Genomic DNA, 21,180 nt, shown 5'->3' on the forward strand with positions numbered 1-21,180 from the left:
CGGGAATTTGTGCTACAAGGTTTGGTTGAGGATGGTTATCGGGTGATTGATGCAGAAGATATTAAGGAGGAGGAGAGTCAGGGGGTTTATGAAGAGGTAAAAGCAGTTTCTCAGGAATTGTATTCGGAGGAGTGTAATGCGATACGCCTTTGGCGTTAAGCTTCGCTTATCGCAAACTCAGAAAACATTTCCGAAACTGAATTCAAGAAGCTGCAAGATAAAAAAGCGAAAACCAAAACTGAGCGATACCAAGAACGGAAAGCATCTTTGAAAGAGCGTTACGGCATCGATGTGACACCTGCGCTTGTTGAGAAAGATGATGACGGTTACTACCCTCAATTGCGGTTACATTACTTTTTGACCTTGGGACGGGAAAATCTTGTTTCTCGTGATTCTAAAAGGGCTAAATCGCAGATAGAAGCTGGTGAGAGTGCCATTTGGAAGCCAGATTTTAACAAGGGACAATTATTGCCTGCGGTATTGATATTGGAAAAACTCAATATTAGTTATTTTCTCACGCCAGGGATAATGTTTCGTGGTACATATGTCGAGTTGCAGCAGTTGAAGGCTTTAGCTGTGAAGCATCGGTACGTCATCCGGGATTATTTGGGGGTTTCGGTTTCCGAGGGGATGAGTGAGGTTGCGATAGCGCAAGCGCTGACTTGTCAGTTCGCTCAAACTCTACTCAGCAAATTAGGATTGAGCTTAACCTATGTCGGTCGATTTGGAGCAAGGGGAGAGCGAGAGCGGGTGTATCAGTTTATCGAGCCGAAAGACGGGCGAGATGTGGTTTATCAACAATGGCGAAATCACTATGCTGTTTCTATAGGTGTCCATCACTCATAATAGTAATTATGAACTAATTGTTCTGGTCTTAGGTTGTAGCAATCGTCTTTATCTTCAATGTCGGTGATTAGCACTTGGTTATAGTTTCGCTAGTTTCCGCCATTAGGACGTGGATTGAACTGTTAAGTTAGTGGGTTATGTTGAATCTAACTTTTTCCACACCTTCAATCATCTCTAAAGCAAATTGTGCAGATGTAAATGTACTACTTTTGTCCACTTGAGCTTTAATGAGATTAGCAAGTTCATTTATATTTATAACTCTTTTTTCTTGTTTTTCTTGATATTTCCAAGGAATCTTATCAACCTTTTTCTCAATTGGCTTACCTTCTGGGGTTTTCAATTTTTTGTAAAATGTTTTACCCTCATCATCTGAGTCCAAGCCGAAATGCAAAGTCTCTGGTTTTTGATGAATATCAACTGTTTTTACTTCTCCTTTAAATAAGCAAATTAAGACGTTGGCAGAAAGGCGATCCATACGCAGCAATTCAAGTTTATCTTCATTAGGAATAGGGTGTTCATTATCAACTACCTTGCTGTAACCATCAACAAGTAAACCAGGCCAACCTGCCACTACATCAGAACGCAGTAAAAAGCCAGTTACCATTTCGTGAGGGTTAACAGCAGGACTTGTATTATTTTTATTGTGGTTAATATCATCAGTATGATCTGATGTCGTGACTCTGCCAATACTAAATGCCCCATCTAATAAGCATTCTATCCATGAAGGATCGACCCAGAAGAAACGGATGGATTCTACAGGTAACATCTGTTCGTCGGGGACTAAGTAATTAAAGGGAATACCTTTGAGGAGACTTAAGTTTTCAAACCAAGATGAGATTTCACTGGGGAGTTCAATATTAGAGATATTATGAAAGGGTAAATGACTGTCAATGGCTGATTCAACACATTTAATTGACTGTTTATGACTGCGTTTCCAGTTGTAAAGGCTGATAGAGAAACTTTTACCTTGCAATCCCAACAACCGCCCTAATTCCCAGGCTGCTGCATAGGAAATATCAAACATACCATTATCTGGATTGTAGCAGACTAGCTCATCGGCAGCACGGATGGGTAAGGTGATGGTATCGGTAGAGTGTTGTCCGGGAATTAAGGGGCTATGATACCAGGAGAATGTTTTGCTTCCTTGTCTTAAAAAATGGGGTAGGGGAATGTAACCCATTGACAGATATTGTTCAGCTTCGGGATTGTCAGTTTTGGGTAATCTGAGGATACTGGGTTCTCGGTTGAGATGAGCCAGTAATCCTTTAAAGCTTTGTTTTTCATCTACACAGGCAAAGCTCCAACTTTGGAGACTGACGAAACGAATATAATCATCATCTTTTGCTTCTTGAAAGTTGAAGTTGTGAGTATTATAACGTCCTTCTATTGAAACGAGATGTACGGTACTAATACTGCCTTTTTCGGGAAGTCTGTTGCCAATAATTATTGCTAGTTCATCTCCGACTAACTTACCTGCATCATCTGTCCCTTGACGCACATGAGCGAGGTATTCTAAATCGTCTTTAGTAGGTAGGATTTTTTCTAATAATTGTTTTTGTACATCTATTATGGTTAATTTATTGTTTTCATTTTGTCCACTTTCTAATTGCAAATATGATTCATTTGTGGGTGGTTTTTCATTTTTATCAACGATTTTCGGGAACTTACCTGCATTTAGTTGAGGATTCTTTAATTCTCCAAGGGTGATAATTTTGGGTTCGGGTTTTTCTTCTTCCTCAAATAAGAGTAATGCTAACCAAGGTAGATTATTATTGGTATCAACTTGACTTTTAAAAGGTATGCGTTCCCAAGGTAGGGTACTGCGATTGAGAATAATATGAGGTAGAACGTGGGAATGTTCGCCTAAGCTACCATTTGGTGGGAAGACAGCATGGATATCTGTGGGTTTTAGTTCAAAGCGTTCTCCTGATACTGAAAAGGTTCGGGTAATAGTAAAAGTATTCTTTTCTTGAATTTTTTTCTCTTGAATTTTTTTCTCTTGAATTTGCAGTATATCAGTAATTTTCTGTTCAACAGTAATTTCATAGTCACCATCTTTTAAGGCGGGTTGATGGTATTGAATAAATTCAAGTTTTGTGGGTTCGGTTGTAGTTGTGTCTGTCATATATTTATTGTTTAATAATTACTAAACTAAAGAGCCAACTTTTGGCAAAACTAAAAAATTATCAGCAATATTTTCGCTGATATCAATTGTCTCGATGTCTAAATTTAGTGTTTTCAATAAATTTTCTCTGGCTGTTTTAACTGAGTTCTCTAAAATAGTATTCTGGATATTTTTATTTTTGTCTTTCTCTTCAGAAAAAGTTTTAATAGGTTGCCATTGGTAGGCGTTATTAATCGAGTCAGTGCTAAATTGTAACTCACTACGGTCAATGGGATGAGTTTCGCCAGGTTTATGACTATTCTTAGGTTTGATTTCAAAGCCAGCTAGGGTATTTTCAACGAATTGATTGCCATTTAAATTGGGGGTTAAGGATTCACCCCAAAGTGCGACAGGAACTTTTTTTGTGAGGGGGCTAAAAGTAAATTCGTTTTCAACACTGATTAAGATTCCATCTATCTTTATCTTTATACTAATCGTTAAGGTTGAGGTTAATTGATCCGAAGTGATGGCCATCGAACCGATGCCAAATTGGGTATTAATTCCCTGAGTATTAAGATCAACATTACAGGTTTTAATAGGAATTACAGAATTAGTGACTAAACAGAAGTTTTTGGGATTGATAATACCTAAATCTAATTTATCATCTTGATTAACTTTCCTGACTAAACCTTCTTTAACAGCAATGCTACAGATGTCACTATCAGCAGGGAGGAAGGAATTTTTGAAGGTTTTCCAGTCAATAGGGGTAGGTGCTTGGGCAGCACTGTTACCAAAGCGTACATCAAATGAGACAATCCAAAGATGAATATGGGCAATACCTGTAAATTCAGGACCCCAGATGTGTAAATCTGCCCCTAGTTCAACAGTAATATGGTGCGTTCCAAACAAGTGAAAGGTATAGGAAACTCCCATATTGACATAGATAGAAATATCGTAGTAATAGGGTTTCCAGGCGATGATAAAGTCAGCTTTGGCATTAAACCAAGCTTTGAGGGGGCCACTGTTCCAGGTGGCTTGTAGGTTTGCTCCTACCATCAACGAGGAGGGGGTAAGGGCGAAGTAGGCATCGGCTTTGATGTAAAGTTCTGGGCTGACTTGCCAGTTGAGACCAAGGGGAGGAACTTTTGGATAATGACTGGGAACTTTAAACAGGGGATGGTAGCCGCCAAGGGTGAGGACGAAATCTCCTTCATGTTCGCTAGGGGCAAACCAGCTATAAAAGGCGAAGCCTCCGGTGAGGTGACAGGCTTGGGAGAGAATATAGGAGTTTGGGGTGAGTTGGGCGATAATGCCGAGGAAACCTTCGGCGGGGAGAAAACTCGCTTTGAGGGCTAATTGTACTTGGGCAACGGGGGGTATGCCAGCGCCTACTTCTGGGGGGGCGATTAGGGTGGCTAAACCAAGGATGTTGAGTTCAAAACGATGACCAAAGGCGACGGTTAGCAGAACGAAGGCATCAATCAGCTTAAAGGAAGTGAATTTAACGCCGATGGCGAGGAAAATTTGTCCGGTTTCGGGGGGGATATAGTCTCGGAGTTTTGCCAGTTCTCCTGTCAGTCGGGCGGCTTGGTCTAACTTAGAACCACTGGTAGGAGGAGGGTTAATGGCTTCGGCGACGAGGGGGAAGGTGGCAACTTGGTCAATGGTGGGGACTTTGAGGGCGCGGTTATAGCCAAACCCGGCGGCGAGTCCGGTGACGAAGAAGAAGGAGGGACCGCCCAGGGGATAGTCGAGAAGGGCGTAGATAAAGAGGGAGGGATGCCCATCAACATAAGCATAAGACCCAATGGCAGAAAGGGTGAGGGCTTTGGCTTTGACGTTAAATTTGATAACGGCGGCACCGTCGTATTCTTCGTAGGTTATCCCGTTTTGGGTGACTTGTGTTCTTAAGAATGCGCCGCCAATTTCTAAGGTATCGCCGCCTTTGTAATCGATGCCTATGCCTTTGAGGTCAAAATGGGGGTCAAATTTGCTGAGGGGGGAGTTAACCGAAAGTCCGTCGAGGGAGAGGGAAAGTCCGGCTAGGCTAAGACTGGCATCAAGTAAAACCCAGATTTTTGAGTCTTGGTATTTCAGACCAATTCTTTGAAAGTGGACGGGACCAAAGCTTTTTTGGAGGGGAAAGTATTTGGTGCTATCACTAATCTGGGTAGGACTAGAGGAAGGGGTGACAACTGAAGGAAGAAGGTTATTATTTCGTGCGGCGGTTGTTCCTTCTATTTGACCAGTCTGTTTATTGATGGTGATGGGGAGTTCTAATTGTTGGATTTCGCTTCCGAGTTGAATTGATGGGATAAGGTCTAGGCGTTGGTTAATATCGGTGGTGGGTAGTTGAATGCCACCTTCGGTATATAAAGTGTTGAAAATTTGAAGTTCTTCTTTTTTGAAATCAGCTTTAGTGACCAAGATTTGTAGGGAGATTTTCAGGGTTCGATCGGGAGAAAATTTTCGTCCGACCAAGGGCAGGTTGGAGAGGTTAAGTCCACCACCAATATTTAAACCAAACAGAAAATTGCTGACAGATGGTTCTGGTATTTTCTTTTGAGAATAGGCAAATAGCGCATCTTTTAGGCTGATTTCTAGTCCTTCGGGAATCTCATTTTTGAGTTTGGGATCGAGACAACCAATCAGGTCTTTTATTTTTACAGTTTGTTCGTCGTGGTAAGCGGCGAGGAAGCTGGTGGAGTTTTTATCGGTATCGAAAATGAGGGCAAATTTTAAGCTGCCAATGGTGATGTGACCGTCAAAATGTTTTTTATAAGAACCGTCTGGTTGTCGGGTGATACTAAGATTAACTATGATATCTAGTTGTTCGTCATCGATCGGAAATTCCGCTTCACAAGTAAAGTAGAAGTCTTTATTTACGGTATTAAAATAAACTCTTAAGTTCTCAATTATCATCTCCTCAAGAGCCAGGGGAAATTCTTCGGTAATCCCAAAGAGGGTAGCTAAATCTTTCATCAACTTACCAATGGGGAGTTCTTGTCCTCGTCGGGTACTTCCCTCAAATGTCCAGCCTGTTGCACCGCTTTCATTGCCGTGCATAGCCAATAAAATAATATCTACTTCAGCAAGATTAAGAACACAGTCAATGGTAGCGAATACTCCGCTATTATCGATTTCGAGATTGATTTGTAAATGTTTTAGAGGCAATAGAGAAACAGAACCCAGTGGAATTTCCCAATCGCTGGCAATATCCAATTCTAAGGCATAATTCCCTTGCTTTATGTCCGCATTTACGGCTAAATCTAGGATAGAAACTTGGGGGATTTCCGCATTAGGGAGAATCTGCTTGAAAATTTTTGATAGGTCAATCGTTTGGTAGAGGGCGAGTTCTCCATAAAAGATAAAGTCAGGAAATATGGCAGCAACTTCAACCAGTCCACCACCAATCTCAAATAAACCTAAAACATCAAATCTGATATTTTTCTGACTTCCGAAGAATACTTCCCACTTTAAAAGTAAGTCTTCAATAATAAAGGTTTCATTTAAAAAGGAATATTTCCACTCTTCCGCCGTACCTACAGCGAGAGAGATATAAGATACAGTTGGAGGAATGAGGGACAAATGTAGGGTAATTTCACGGATAACTAATTGTTTTAAATCACTAATTTTAAGCGGAAAATTGTTGCCAGTTGGCAGACAATTTTCCAATAAATTAGTGAAGGTTTCTAAGCCAGGAAAAGGAATTTCTTCGGCATTTTTAATAATCAGGTTGCTACTGCCAATCGGCCAGATTAAAGCAACATTTTTAGGGGCAGATTGTGATTTTCCAATTGTGAATCCTCCCCAAAAGATAATGCCTGAACTGGCATTTATTGAAAAGAGAGAGGTGCTACTATAAAAGATTAGGTGTGAAATTCCAATCTCAAATATATCTTGGTATTTCTTGGTTAATGATAAATCAATAATTAGTTTAATTCGTGGGTCGTTTTCCTGTTGCTCAATATATCCATGAAAGGGTAAGGCTATATCCTGAATATTGGCGAAATCAGTAACGATTTTGAGAAAATCTAATTGGTTTAAATCAAAAGCTGCAAAATAGTTTATCCCTTGATAGACTTTGCTAACAGCTAATGAGCTATCTAGCAATCTTAACATCTGGTTGTTTTTTTCAGTTTTGCTATCTTCTTGATAATTGTAAGAAGAAAACAAGATTTTTAGCGGCTTAGTAAAACGCAGATCGTAAAAGAAAGAGGCATTGTTACCTGTTAAGGTATTGGTGTAGTCTGGTAAGTCGGGATAACCCCAAGAAAAATCCCAAATATCAGGTAAGGTTGTTGTAAATAAGCACTCTAATTGATTATTATGTACGAAAAAGACGACTTCTACAGGTTGATGATAAATACCGAGTAAAGAAACAGTAGTCGCTTGGAAATGGAGAAAATCGTCCGATTCTGTTATGCTTTTTTGATCAGGTGTTAGTTCTAATACTTTATCAGCAAAGAATTGTTGTATTTGTTTGGCTAGTTTTTCTGAACCCAGGCTTTCTCGATTTAATAAAAAAGAACTTTGAGCTATTTTATTTCTCAGGTTTTTGAGTATTTCTGTCATAGTATTTTACTCATATTATTGGAGTTAGTTGTAATATAAAATTTTAGATGAGCTAAGGTGATGTATCCATTGCCTTTAAATGTGAAACTTGGCTTTTTATTCGCTTTAATCTCGATGGATTTTCGGAAGTGGCTAACTCTTGAATAGTTCTTTTGTTTTGACTTTTCTTTTTTGGAATAGTAAAGTTCGGGTTTTTGATATTTTCTATCCTTTCTTTTCTTTCGTCATATTTTGTTTCATACATATAAGTATACAAATCTTCCAAGCACCACAAATCTTCTTGTATATCGTCAAGTATTACTTTTAGATTGCTTTTATCATTTATTTGGGGATCTAATTTATCAAAGTTCTCCTTTTGAATCTTGCGAGATTTAGTTTGTTGTGTAATTTGTTCACATATACGAGATAATTGTTTTTGGAATTCACTATCAAGATCATTTTTTAGTGCTTTAAAGTTCATGTTTATTTGATATATCTGCTCACTGATCGTGGATAAGCCCTCAATTATTGGTAATTCTTCTGTCGTAGGGAATAAATCCTTAACTCTTTCTTTAATTTTGGCTTTGTAGTCATCCATTTTATTCATACCTTTATAGATAGCTCGCTCTACGGTGTAATCTAAAATTTGGCACTCGTTGTAGTCAAAACTTTGACTTTGAGCATCATAAATATGGTCAAAGATTTTTTTTGTTTCTTGTGTTCCATCCGCTTTTGTTTCAGTGTAAAAAATCTTATATCGCATCCAGCGTGCCACAGGTAAATATGTGAAAAATTTTTCCTCTATGACTCGTCGAAACTTAAAAAGGGCTGTCTTTTCGGTTTGGTTTCTGCTTACCCTTATGGCTTCGGATAACTCCTTAAAGGCACTTGTTAAACAATTTTTTGGGTCTAATAGTTTTAATTGGTATGAATCATCACCATTGTGCTTAAAAAATTGATTTATCCATTCTGTTTTTTTAGGCTCATTTAGACCAACATCAGAAAAAAATCCCTTTGTTTTGTCTTTTCCATATATTTGATCTTTTGTAAACTTCTGGTCGCCAACTATCCAAGTACCATCGTTAGGTATTAAATAAGCTGTAATTTTGGCTTTAAACTTTTTGCGTTCCTCATCCCCAAGACCTTGAATAACTCGTCTTTGTCCAATTTCAATTGAAAGTTGTTCTGTATTACAGTGTTTACTGCCAGACACAAAATTTCCTAATTCTTCTGGCCCGCCATCTCCATGTCCAAATAAATGACACCATTCCTGCTGCGTTTTAACTTCGGCATCCATTACAGTATCGCTGTCTGTTTTATTGTCTGATTTCCAGTAATTTTGTGCTGTTGTATCATTATTTGTCGCACTAAGAACATATTTGGCGAAACTTGTAGCTGGCAGTTTAGTAGAAGTGACTTTTGTTACGGATTGTGTGTTTGACCACTCGATCATCCCAGAGTAAAATGCAAACTTTTTAAGTGCATCAGCCATGACCGATCCTGCATCTTGTCTTTCAGAAATTTGCTCTGTTTTTTTGTATTGTTGTCCTTGATAGTCATCTCCTTTTTTCCACACACGATAGCTTGTATTGTTTAACTTATATTTTTTCTCTGTACCGTTTATGCCACCGTATAGATGAGCATAACCTTCTGCTTGATCGTGGGCAATTCGGGGTGGAAAAGGTTGGCGAGGTTCATTTCTTCTGTCTCCATCTTTAAACTGTTTATAATAACGGAAATATTGTGGGAGTGAAATTGATTTTTTTGATTTTGTTGTTGGGGAACCAGAATTTGGAGCAGGCCAGTTAGTTGGATAAAAAGTCTTAATATCTATTTTTTTTAGATCGGCAACGAACTTCTCTCTGTCTAATTCCATAATGTAACTTAACAATTTCGCTAAATGGAAATCTTCGGGTAGAGTTGCCTCTATAGACCATCGATAATCTACTTCAGTTAGCCTATCGGCACGCATGGCATAACCACCAAGTTTGCTACCTCCCGCTCCTTCTGCTATGGCTACATCGGATAAAAAACTGTCAAGATTATTGCTGTCGTTTTTGTAATAAAAACAGTTCCATCGTGGGGGCAGTAATCTAGCTTTTTCTTCTGCCGAGTGTTTTGCAGTTTCTTGTTCTTTTTCTTTAGTTGTTAGTATTTCTAGTTTGTCTAGGATTTCTAGTTTGTCTAGGATTTTTTTTTCGATTTTTTTTTCATCAGCATTATAGATCTTACAAGTCACTCCTCCATTTTGGTTATTCGTATTTACATATTTTTTTAAAGCTAATAGATAGCGTTTGCCTGTTTTATAATCCTTAATTGCATCGTTTTCAACATCATATATCTGTCCTGGATAATCGCTATACTGCCACGTTCTCACCGTTTTATAGTTTCCATCTTGACATACGTATTGATAATTACAACCATCATCATCAGTGTCTAAATATAACATTTTTGCCTGATCATTAACGTAGACACCATAATAACAGTCACTACCCAATTTAAAGCACGCATCAGAGATAACAATTGGCAAAAATGATATGGTTGACTTTTCCTGTGCTTCCAGATTTTTTTTAAAGCTTTCAGGAAACTTTATGTCAATTGTTTGAGAAAGCTTAAAAATCGCATCATACATCCATGCCGTAACTTTTGTCATTTGCTTTAATATATTTTTCCCTCCTCGGTCTCCGATTGCATCATCTTGCGCTGATGTTACTACTGGGTTGTCATCATTCACCCATTTGTAGCCATACTTATTCTCTTCCTCAGCTATTCTTTTTAAAAGTTTATCCTTATCTTTGGCATGATGGTCATCTTTTTTTATGTAGCCAAGAATATCATATTTATCTTTATATTGATCTCCGTATTTATCCAAAACATTCTTAACCAGATTTGGCGTTGTTTCTGTAGGTTTCGGTTCTATATCTTCTTTTTGAAAAGTTGATATTGCAGAAGACAATATAAATGTATAGTACGCACTATTCTTGTCCCAAGGAGCTATATCCTTATCATCTTTAACATTCTTAAGAACTTTAAACTCAGGCATTTAAAACTCCTTCAAGCATTTAACAAGGTTAAAACAAACTGAAAATTATAAAACTAGAGGACGAGATTTTTTAGGTTTTCATGACTTATTACCTCTGAGAATTGGGGGTGGAATGAGGGTGCGATCGCTTTTCCTTTTCATTACTTATTACCTCTGAGAGTTGTGGGAGGAATGGGGAGGAATGGGTGCGATCGCTTTTGCTTTTTCATGACTTTTTACCTCTGAGGATTGGGGGTGAGATTGGGTGCGACGCTTTTGCTTTTTCATGACTTTTTACCTCTGAGGATTGGGGGTGGAATGGGGTGCGATCGCTTTTCTTTTTTCATTACTTATTACCTCTGGAATTGGGGGTGGAATGGGGTGCGATCGCTTTGCTTTTTTCATGACTTATTACCTCGGTAATTGGGGGTGAGATGGGGGGCGATCGCTTTTTAAGTTGCTGGTCAAATTCCTTGGGTTTATTAGAAGGTAGGCTGTTGCATTGTTACTTGCGATCGCAATATGATTAATTTCTCATTCACTAGTCATAGTCTCATCTCCATTTTTGTATAGAAAAAATCTGCATTTTTTTTGTCATTTTGCTTTACTTTCCTAGTAGTTTAATTAAGTCCTGTAACTGGTTTTCAGTTATTGTTGTTTGGTTAATTGTGATAGCTCCATTGACTACTTTCAAATCCCCCTTTATTTCTAAGTTAGGATAAATATGGTGATGACTAGTAATTATCTGGGCTTTTTGATTCCTTGTATCTGCCAAACACTCCATTACTCCATAACGACCTTTTACAAACAACAATGCATAGGGAGTGTCATCGACAATCTTCAAAGCTTTAAATGCTCCTATTCTTTTAAAGAATTCCTCGGCAAATCCACCACTTGGAACAGGAGTAACATGAGTTCCCGCATAAGTCAGCTTGGATATCATTGCCACTAGATCGCCATCAGCAGCACTATTATTTATCCAATTAGCCAAACCATTCCATCCTTTTTCTCCTTCGGTTTCCGAAAGATTTCTTTGATAAAATACCTGTTGGCTTTTTTCAGTTCCATTAGAGGAAAATATAAACACTTCTAGTCCATTTGCATTCGCTCTACCTATTGAAATTTCTTTAGAGGTATTGCCAATCTTTATATAAGAACAAGGGTTATTATCAATAGGATAACTACATAACTCTATCTGGTAATCTTCAGCAGAACTTTCCAAGTGTAGTGACCCACCTAAGCGAGTATCACCTCCCTCCACATTCAATTTATAATTTCCGGGGTCTGCAATACCAATCCCAACATTACCTTCCTTGTACAAAATCGGCGTTTTTTCTATCGTACAAATAAACGTTCCATCCCAAAAATCCGGAATATTTTCATAGCGTATATACAGATTAGTCTGACCAGAAGGAAGAGAAGAAATGATATTACTAATTGTTAATTGAACACCCTGTTCTGGTCGCAACTCAACATTTTCTTCATTTTGATTAGTTATTGTCCAAGTAGTTGACTCTCCTTGAGTTTCTTTAACAATCTTCCACTCTTCTATATGTCTCTTATTCTGTTGCCAATCTTTCCCCTTAATCTCTATTCCTTGTACTTGACTTTTTCTCCCCAAACCCCAGTCATAATCCACATCAAAAGAGATAATAAACTTAGAAGCCTCATCTCCCTTACTTGCTGGAATCAAAGAAATAGGTTTATCTTTTAACACGTTAACAATTCGCAAAATTAACTCATTTGCTGTTTTACTATCATTCAAAATCCGATTAGACTCCACAAAGCCCACATGAAGCGGAATATTTTTTTTACCCCGATGACTAATGATGCTGAGGGTTTTTTCTCGATAATAGTTAGTAACGTTTTCTCCCTGATAGGAAAACTGCGGACACAGTAACTCTACCCTCGTTGTTCGCGCACCCCCAGCAGCAGCCCCATTAACATTCTGAAGGGTTAAAGATACAGTATTATTAGTCCCTAAAACTTGATTATTACTTGTAAGAAAATATAGAGAAACCGTATCATCAGCTTGCGTAACTGGCAAACTCATGCTCCAACCTTCTATTGTTTTTAAAACAATCTGTTGCAGCGAGGTTGGCGATAAAGTTTCTGGTCTAAACCTCAATTCAAAATGGTGGTTACTTGCAGAAGCATTACCACTCAAAGCAGTTAAAGTGAGGGGTTGCTCGGAATTATTACTCATCTCTAAAATTAATTCCTGTCCCTGTGTACCATTATCAATGAAAATAACAGATTCTTTATCCTCACCTTCATATAAATTAAAATCAAGGGGATAGGTTTTCTTAAAAGATGCGATCGCACTTAGCTCCTCATCCATATCCCGTTTAATCTCTTCTGGAGATAAAGCCTTATTATAGATGCGAAGATTAGCGATCGTTCCCGTAAAAAAGTTAGAGTAAGAATCGCTTCCTCCTCTTCGCCCTATATAAAGTGGCGAATCACTTTGAGTCTGCCTTTGAGTTATATCATCTGCACTTCCTTCCTCCTGTCCATCTAAATAAAGAAACAGCTTCTTCTCTTTTTTCACAAAAGCTATGTGATAGAATTTCTCAGGTTTAAGCTTGGTTTTGGTGCAGACTGAGGGATTATTAGAAGCATCATATCTTGCTGCAAATATTGTTTGCTCATTACGCAAATATCTAATGACATAAGGATATCCTCCACTACTACTCCATTTTTCGATAATGTCATTATCACTATGTTGCAGACATGCTTGCTCCGCAGCTACTTTCACCCAAGTTTCAACTGTAAAATTTTGGTCAGTTCCAAAGTTAATCGCATCTGAATTAGGAATTTCTAGATAGTCTTTTTTCCCATCAAAACGCGAACTACTACCAAAAGTTTCATCAAGAACAACTTGAGCATTGCCTTGGATAGACAATTGCAGTTGCCTTAATAAAATATTACCTTTGGGTGGCTCATTAATTCCGTCTAATTTTAAGTGCAAAACTAAATTATCATTTGCATTAGTCATAATAGTTATTTCTCCGCAATTACTTAATCATTTGCATCTTGATTTTTTGGGGTGTGACTTAATTTCAGCCAACCCTCTCGAATAGCCTGTTTACCAGAGAAAACTGCATTAGGGTTAGCCTGACCAATGCGATCGGCAGGTATAGGTGACCATTCTCCTTTTTCCTTTTCTAACCACGACCATTGATAACCCTCCTCTTGTGGTAAAGATAGATTAATCTTCTTTGAATCAGGCAGAATAGGAGTTGATAAAAAATCACTTAAAATAGGAGTTGATAAAAATGTAATCTCAATCTTCTCTAAAGACTTCTTATATTGATCGGGTGGAATCTCAATTGCCTTCGTGGGTAAAATTCCGGAGGTAGCATGAACTTTTCCCCTGGGGTCAATCAGCATAGTCACCGTTTGTGGAGATTCTGCTAAATTGAGATCGATATGCCAAGCATTGTTTGCATTATGAAGTTTAATCCAAGAGTTATTAACTCCATCTATATCACTTTGAGGGGCATAAAACTCCTTACTCAGACTATCTTTTCCCTCTAGCCAATAGCCTAATAAACCATCATTTAATTGCTGGTATTCCCCTAAACGAACAGGAATTTCAACTTTCTCAAAATCATCAGTGTTCCTAGTATTCCGCCTTAAATCACGCCAAAATACATCCCAATCTTGGTTAAGGGTAGGAAGTCCTTGTAATTCCAGATTTAGTGAAGCCCGCACCACTGCAATTGGTCGTCCCATTAACAATGCTAAACCTTGATGTTGGGCAAAATTTTCTGGGTCAATATTCTCTAAACCGTTATCTAAAGCCGTAATAAAATCTTGAAGAAACGTTCTATTTTCATTATTATTAGAGACAATATGCTTGACTAATCGCCTTAGATGTGTATTTTTAATATCATCAATTGCCAGGGGTAAATTATCTCCTGGTGCAGCCTCCCATTGAGCTTGTTGATTCACATAATAAATCGAACCCAAAGCTTTACCTTGGTTATCATAAATAGCGAGGCTATTATCCAAATTATTCGGAAGTATCCAGCCACAAATGGGAGTCGTCGCTGGATGACTATTCATTTCTGGTTCGCCCTCAATTGCTGACAACCAACGGAAATTTAAACGGGCTGGTTGTACTAATCGAGGAGGTAAAGATATTAGATAGGGACTTCCTGGTGTCGTCATCTGCTCAGTCGTAATAATCTGACTGATATCTAAATCTTTTGGGTGCGACTCTTTTAGGAAGACGCAGAATAGGTTTAGACAGACATTGCAATACTTGGAGGGGAAATAGAACAACGAGCTTGAATGACTTGTTTCATCAATGGAATACCGTCTTTGTACAAAGTCAGGTGATTGCGTTTATGCTCTTGCTTTAAATGAAAGCGCCAATACTCATGCCAATCACCGCTAATGTAGAGAGAACGGAGACGCAAAACAGCCTCAGCACCAGCCAAACTCCATCTAGCACCAGTAATGTCCATTCTGTCTTTAATTAAATGACGACAGGCACCCTCAATAACTCCCGTGGCAATCGGTAGACCGGCTTTTAAGTAATCGTCGTATTTGAGATAATTCGCATTGTTGAGCAAATATCTAGCGCAGTTGTCCACTGGTTTGCGCTCTTCTGTTGTAAGTTTGCGTAAAGTTGCACTTCGACGCATACCCGCAGCAACGGAGCTTGATTTACCTTCGAGGATAAGCTGTAAACGTTTACTCACCCAAATTTCTGCCTGTTTAGAAGTATCCGAATAAAAAGCAAACGCTGCTTTCCACAAATACTCAATCACATGAATAATATCCAGGACAATCGTTAAGTTGAGATTGTGTTGAAGAGCAAATTTCTTCAACAGTGATAATTGTTGCTTGTTGCCATCGACTAAGGCACAAAAACGCTTCTGTTTGTTTGGGTCACGGTGTAATGCCTCATCAAAAGCCTCGGAAATAACTAGTTCTGGCTGTTTCTCTAAAGAAGCCCAAACACGCTTACCGATTGGTCGAGGTCGTTTAATTTTTCGAGCTTCATCAGATGGGCTAACAATTTGTTCGGCTGTGCGAACAAAGGGATTGATTGTATAAACCGAAGCCACCGTTGCCATTCGTTTAGCATTGCGCTTTTCCCCTTTCGTTAGGCGTTTGCTTAACTTCTTGCTTGAAGCCTGCGCTCTTTTTTGAGTATCGGCACGTAAATCTTCTGTACGTACAACAACACCCTTTCCATCCGTGCTGATAACTACTATTTCCCCTGTTTCTTCTAATTCTAATGATTGAGCTTGTTGGTTGCGATAAAAATCATCAAAATCGCCAGCACTATGGTACGCCAATTCTTCTGCTTGACGCTTACCTATTTTTGCTGCCGTTGTTTTTTCGATTATTGCCACCGTTTCCCTAAATCCCGAACGAGCTACTTCAACTGCTACTCGTTGCCTGAGTCCGTGAGAATATTGTTCCACCGGTAAGTTTAGCTCCCCATCTAGGGGAATGAGCGAATTTACCTTTCTACCTCCATAACCGATTCTATTGACGATTACTGTTCCAAATATTGTTGTTAATTTCCGCGACAATCTCTTCTTATGCGTTCTCTTGGCTTCGTCCCTACCTTCAACTAAGCCCTCGATTTCGTCTTCACTGCGTTTATCAAAATATCCTTGCAGCAACTTTCTCAATAGTTCATAACCATTTTCAAGCAGTTTACTCTCTATCTCCCCATGCTCTAAGCCACAAATACTATCTGAGTCTAGCCAAATAACTAGTTCTTCAAATAGCTCTCGTGCTTCTTCCCAAAACATGCCTTGATTTGAAGTAGATGCTTGCATATGTCTCGTTTAATCCTGGTTTTTCATTTTCTCAAGCCAATTCCATCTACTTGCTTTTTGACTTGCAATACTATTCTGGTAGGCTTTTCATTTATTACTCTTTTATTTTACACCATATTCTTAAAAGAGTCGCACCCAAATCTTTTACCTGTCCAAAGGTATCCACCAACCGCAAGCGCAAAATCTTCATTGCCCCAGAACGAATGGGATTAAAATCATTCAAAGGTTCTGGCGCACTGCGAATACTCTGCTGCACTGCATCACGGACTGCTTCTGTAAACGGTTGATAATCCGCAAATCCCAAGGGGTCAGCAATAGGTAACTGTAGGGTTTGTTTGTGCATAAGCAAGGCTTCATTAAAGCCTCCCAAACATTGGGCTAAACAATTGATAGATTTAGCCATATCATCCCAATTTAGTTGATGAAGTGCTTCTTCAGCCCTAATTGCTGTATAGATGGGGTCTTTGGCTTTTTGATCTGGGGATAAATTACTAAAAATGAGATTAAGATTATGGGCATCATCGCAGGGTTTCTGCTCATACCAAGTTTTAATGGCTTGAATCTCTTCCGGTTGGTCTAAGTCAGCCAAAACATTAGGTTTTTTCTTATACCATTCTTCAATTTTTTGTAGGTAGGCTTTTTCTTTGTCTGAGTTTTTTAGTTCGTAATAGTCTTGAAAATTATCAGGTAACTGTTTCCTTAAATATATTTCTACCTGTTCTTTTAGTTTAATTCCTGCATAGGGTGTTAAAATACTCCGTCCACAATAAACATTAGCTGCTTTGACAATAGCTCCCTTGCCAGATTGGAAAAACAAATTAGGTTCATTCTCCTTAAGGCAATAATTTCCAGTAATAAAGTCTTTTTCATAGTTACTGTTATAATTCCTGTGATTACTGCCTGATTTAGTAGGAAAAACTTCTACTTCCCATTCCAATAAAAAAGGATGCCAAGGCTGTTGTTCCCAAGTTCTAAAGGCAATACTTTCTTTACCTTCTTGGGCTTTTTCTAATTCATCCATTGCTTGACGGATAGGGGCAAAGCTATTTTTCTCAATAGGGATAGTAACATCCCGTAAAAGTTGACATTCTAATAAGCCATCTTTCCTTAATCGCCCATCTTGTCCATGTTTAGGGCTAGGTTTTGCCCCTTCTCCTGTTACCAATACTACAGGTTCTTTTGGTTGCCAGTAACGGGGAGCAGTGACCTGTTGCAAAATCCAGATATGAGGGATTTTTTCTTCTACATTTTTGGCGTTAATACCCTTAATTATTTGCAGTAAATTATTGATTTTATCTACTAATAAATAAGCTAAGGAAGTCCTAGAATCATTATTCACTTCTGCCCTACTTAATTGTCCTGCCTTATCCCAGATTAAAGTTAAATTACCTGTAGCAATTATTTTTTTGTTTAAAGGTGCAATTACTTTTTCCTGAATGTAATACTTGACTTGATCGATATCGGGATATACATCCTTGCTTCCCTGTGGAGGATAGGAACAAAGCATATATTTGTACCAATCAGAAAAAAGTTGCCGACGCATCGACTCAATTTCCTGGAAGGCGAAATCATATTGCTGTTGATAGAGATTAAGTTCATTTAGTAAATGAGCGATATTATCAGGTAAAGTAACCTGTTGTTGCTCATGGGCATCGTTAGCATCAGCAGTTTGAGAATTGGGATTTTGTAAGCGAATCGTCCATAATGTACCCGCATTAATAGCATTAAAACCATTTTCATGTCGCCCCTCTTTAAGCTTGGGAGTCATATCTAACTGGTGATTCTCCAAGCGGGAAGATAGGTGTAAGGCTTCCAGTTGCTCTTCTATGATAGATTTATTGTTGCGGTTAATTTCTTGGGCTAAATAAGCTGATAAAGCCTCTGTTCCTGTATTACCCACAGTTACCTTTCCAGAAGCTTGTCTATCTGGGTTATTTATATTAGTGTTTGGTGTAAACTTTAAACGGGCGTAACAAATAAAAGGAATTGATGCAGGTAATTCTTGCTCAGTTTCTAGGGTGATTTTCCACTTGAATTGTGCTTCTAATAATGTTTGAGTATTAATCGGAGTTGTTGACCCCTGTTGTTGCAGGTTATTTCTCAATTTTTCTAAAAAATCTTGCCAATAATGTTGTTGCGCCTGACTATACCAGCCAATAATATCGTATTCTAAGTCTTTAGGAATTTCTTGACTATAATCATCATCATAAAACCCAAAAACGCTATGACAATTAGGATAAAAAGCTGCAAAAGTTGGCTCACCATAGCCTACAGCTGTCAGGAATGGTAAATATTCACTATTATCTAGATTGTCTTGCCAATTTTCTAAAGGTATTTTACGCCCTAGATAGCAGAAGGGTTGATTCTCACCATTTCTCTGACAAGGATAAGCAATACTTCCTGTTTGACTTCCTTCTTTATGAGGATAAATATAATCACTCTCTACCACCCATTGCTGCTCAATTTTATCCCCTCGACTACGAGTCACTAACCAACGATTAGGAACAGCAGGGAAAGCGGTTTTTGTCTGGTTGTTATCCTGAGTTTGAATTCCTTTTGTCAAAGCATCAGGTAATGCCCAATGCAAATGAATTCCCGCTTTCAGGTATAAATTCTGATTTTGAAAGGGCTGAGAAACTATTTCCTCGCTGATGTTGGCAATATTAGGATTTACATCTCGCTGATCCTGATGAGGAAGGCGGCTAAAATCTGCCATTGCCTCTACTACTAGGCGATCGCTTTTAAGATACAAAGCATCCAGATGGATGGGAATCATTAAAACATTATTCATAAACCTGCGTTTGTCTACGGTCGCTTGTTAATTACTCTGGAAATTCTCGCCAATCCCTTGGATGGCTACTCCACCTTTGGGAAGAGATACCTGCGTTCCACTAATTTGATTCCTAGTATTTTGCATACAAATATTGCCTTCATTTAAAAAGATTGTATGTTGACAAAACATACACCTAGATCAAAGAGCCAAACATAAAGGCTATGTTAATTCTGACTTATGAATTCTGCTATATCGCTATATCTTTGCAGTCATCAATTAAAGTTGCAGCAAGATGCACACTTTCTCCAGCACACACTAGGGAGTAAAAGTTCTGTTGTTTTAATAATTACATACTCATATTTGCTTGATATTTTAGTCAAGCTATCTTTACAATTCGCCATAAAGGAAAAAGCAAAAATTTGACAACGAATTTATGCAACTCTTTATCTTCCTTAAGTTCGGGAAATGAGTTGTTCTAACTCATCTAAAAGCTTTGTAATTTTTTCTCTGTCTGGAGAATTAATTAAAGAATCTTTATAACGCAAAAGTGTATCAATTTCCTTAAGCCTCTGAGTCAAATTATGTTTCGAGTTTGGTTGCAATTCAGATGTAAGTACCTTAATTCTGGCTTTAATCCCACATTCCGCACCCTAGGGTGTCACATAGCATAATTACTTAGATTATTCTATTTTACCAGCTATAAATTATGCCTTTTAAGTTTGCTTTATCCGTTAATATAAGGAGCTTAAGTATATTACGTGGCTTTATTTCCTTATAAAAAACGGTAAAAACCGATTGTGACAGTTGAGGGTGCGGAATGTAGGTTTAATTTCACTCAAAGAAAGATTCTCAACAATTGCTATATTGAGTAATTCAGTACGCTGGTGTTCTGATTTTAAACGTGCTATAGCTTGTGCTTTGGTGTATGTACTCAATCTCACCACGACGTAAAATCGATAGAATATCATCGGGAAGCTTCAGTAAAGGAAGACGACTAGTACGAAAACTACTAATATTGAACTTTCCTATTTGTGAGAATAAAAATTCAATCTTCTCAATTTGAGTCAAAATGTTTTGATTCAAACTTTGACCTCTTTGTTTAGCGTTGAAGGAGCGATAGAGAATAGAGATAACTTCATTCATATCTATTCCCAAAGATAGAGATAGCAGTTCTAGAATGGCTTCAGTTTCTTCAACTGAATTTAATTCTTCCCGTTGTAAATTTTCTATGAGTGCAATTTGCAAAGCTTGTTTATCATCTATTTCCAACCCACATTCCACACCCCAACTGTCACAATCGGTAATTACTGAAACAAATCTATCAAAAAATAATCAAATAATACTTTTGTCCAATAAAAGGAGCCAAAAGCAGATAACCCGGATTTATCACCAGAGAGAAAAAAATATCTGGATGAGCCAAATTCAAGAAAACTAAATTGATACATTGTTACCCTTTATAGTTCTTCCAAACCCCATGCTGCTGGCGAACTTTGCCACAGGGATTATCGCCGTGGCAAGATTCGCGGTCTAAGTTGGATGCACGAAGTTTTGCTGCAAGTAAATGTTTGCCGCAGAAAATATAAAGTGGAGCATAACAATATCCCTTGTAATAAGGATTAAAGAATGTTTCTTCTTGATGACCATGTACTAAATTATCCGTAACATTTAAATCTATTATTATTTGTTGCGGTGGCTTCTGATACGATTCTAAAAATAGCTCAACTAAAAGTGTTTCTATAGCTGATGCATCATATTCAATACGGTGATACCGACTATTTTCTCTTGAAGATACGTCTTCTCCCGGATTTCTCACTTGTGAGAAATCCGGGTATAGAGTTAATTGAAAACTGGTATGAAGTACAGAGAAATTTGTCTCTTCAGGTGGCTCGTGACTTCATTCTAGAAAATCTTGAACGAAAAATGGGGTTGAAAACATATAGTCAGACATCTGTCAATGCGTAAGTTCTGGGAATGACAAATAATCCCTAAAGCAACACCTGATTTTTTCCTCACAACTTCCTCACATTTTTTTCTTAATTTGAGAGTATAGGCACATAAACAAAATATATTTTCT

General features: G+C 38.1%; 9 protein-coding genes and 2 pseudogenes. 2 read left to right on the forward strand and 9 right to left on the reverse strand.

What is annotated here, in order from left to right:
• The first annotated feature begins 267 nt into the window (after positions 1 to 267).
• Positions 268 to 846 carry a hypothetical protein gene (locus tag CK510_RS04250; protein WP_245911844.1) on the forward strand — a complete coding sequence of 193 codons (579 nt, stop codon included), beginning with the start codon at positions 268 to 270 and terminating at the stop codon, positions 844 to 846.
• Positions 847 to 973: 127 nt separating this feature from the next.
• On the opposite strand, the gene CK510_RS04255 is transcribed toward CK510_RS04250, so the two are convergent.
• From CK510_RS04255 to CK510_RS04295, 9 genes and pseudogenes are all read right to left on the reverse strand, one after another.
• The gene (locus tag CK510_RS04255) at positions 974 to 2,971 is read right to left on the reverse strand and encodes a hypothetical protein (RefSeq protein ID WP_095720512.1); all 1,998 of its coding nucleotides are present in this window, start codon (positions 2,969 to 2,971) and stop codon (positions 974 to 976) included.
• Between the two features lie 21 nt (positions 2,972 to 2,992).
• Positions 2,993 to 7,525, reverse strand: coding sequence for a DUF6603 domain-containing protein (locus CK510_RS04260; RefSeq protein ID WP_211293083.1), 4,533 nt, complete (start codon positions 7,523 to 7,525; stop codon positions 2,993 to 2,995).
• A gap of 52 nt (positions 7,526 to 7,577) precedes the next feature.
• Complete coding sequence (locus tag CK510_RS04265) at positions 7,578 to 10,547, reverse strand: hypothetical protein (RefSeq protein WP_095720513.1); 2,970 nt, start codon at positions 10,545 to 10,547, stop codon at positions 7,578 to 7,580.
• Between the two features lie 583 nt (positions 10,548 to 11,130).
• Complete coding sequence (locus CK510_RS04270) at positions 11,131 to 13,524, reverse strand: LamG domain-containing protein (RefSeq protein WP_095720514.1); 2,394 nt, start codon at positions 13,522 to 13,524, stop codon at positions 11,131 to 11,133.
• A 23-nt stretch (positions 13,525 to 13,547) separates the two neighbouring features.
• Positions 13,548 to 14,702, reverse strand: coding sequence for a hypothetical protein (locus tag CK510_RS04275; RefSeq protein ID WP_211293084.1), 1,155 nt, complete (start codon positions 14,700 to 14,702; stop codon positions 13,548 to 13,550).
• Between the two features lie 74 nt (positions 14,703 to 14,776).
• The gene (locus CK510_RS04280) at positions 14,777 to 16,333 is read right to left on the reverse strand and encodes an ISKra4 family transposase (RefSeq protein WP_095720515.1); all 1,557 of its coding nucleotides are present in this window, start codon (positions 16,331 to 16,333) and stop codon (positions 14,777 to 14,779) included.
• Between the two features lie 94 nt (positions 16,334 to 16,427).
• Positions 16,428 to 19,124, reverse strand: coding sequence for a hypothetical protein (locus CK510_RS04285; RefSeq protein WP_095720516.1), 2,697 nt, complete (start codon positions 19,122 to 19,124; stop codon positions 16,428 to 16,430).
• A gap of 855 nt (positions 19,125 to 19,979) precedes the next feature.
• Positions 19,980 to 20,375 carry a ParB/RepB/Spo0J family partition protein gene (locus CK510_RS04290; RefSeq protein WP_211293085.1) on the reverse strand — a complete coding sequence of 132 codons (396 nt, stop codon included), beginning with the start codon at positions 20,373 to 20,375 and terminating at the stop codon, positions 19,980 to 19,982.
• 256 nt (positions 20,376 to 20,631) lie between these two features.
• Positions 20,632 to 20,886, reverse strand: a pseudogene (locus CK510_RS04295) (transposase); the annotation flags it as partial.
• A gap of 53 nt (positions 20,887 to 20,939) precedes the next feature.
• Between CK510_RS04295 and CK510_RS34555 the strand changes: the two are divergent.
• Positions 20,940 to 21,068, forward strand: a pseudogene (locus CK510_RS34555) (IS701 family transposase); the annotation flags it as partial.
• Between the last annotated feature and the right edge of the window lie 112 nt (positions 21,069 to 21,180).

Source organism: Brunnivagina elsteri CCALA 953 (assembly GCF_002289455.1).
Taxonomy (GTDB): domain Bacteria; phylum Cyanobacteriota; class Cyanobacteriia; order Cyanobacteriales; family Nostocaceae; genus Brunnivagina; species Brunnivagina elsteri.

Coding starts and splice junctions, on each gene's coding strand:
- CK510_RS04255 (WP_095720512.1), bottom strand. CDS start 2,971: ATGACAGACACAACTACAACCGAACCCACAAAACTTGAATTTATTCAA.
- CK510_RS04265 (WP_095720513.1), bottom strand. CDS start 10,547: ATGCCTGAGTTTAAAGTTCTTAAGAATGTTAAAGATGATAAGGATATA.
- CK510_RS04280 (WP_095720515.1), bottom strand. CDS start 16,333: ATGCAAGCATCTACTTCAAATCAAGGCATGTTTTGGGAAGAAGCACGA.
- CK510_RS04275 (WP_211293084.1), bottom strand. CDS start 14,702: ATGACGACACCAGGAAGTCCCTATCTAATATCTTTACCTCCTCGATTA.
- CK510_RS04260 (WP_211293083.1), bottom strand. CDS start 7,525: ATGACAGAAATACTCAAAAACCTGAGAAATAAAATAGCTCAAAGTTCT.
- CK510_RS04285 (WP_095720516.1), bottom strand. CDS start 19,124: ATGAATAATGTTTTAATGATTCCCATCCATCTGGATGCTTTGTATCTT.
- CK510_RS04270 (WP_095720514.1), bottom strand. CDS start 13,524: ATGACTAATGCAAATGATAATTTAGTTTTGCACTTAAAATTAGACGGA.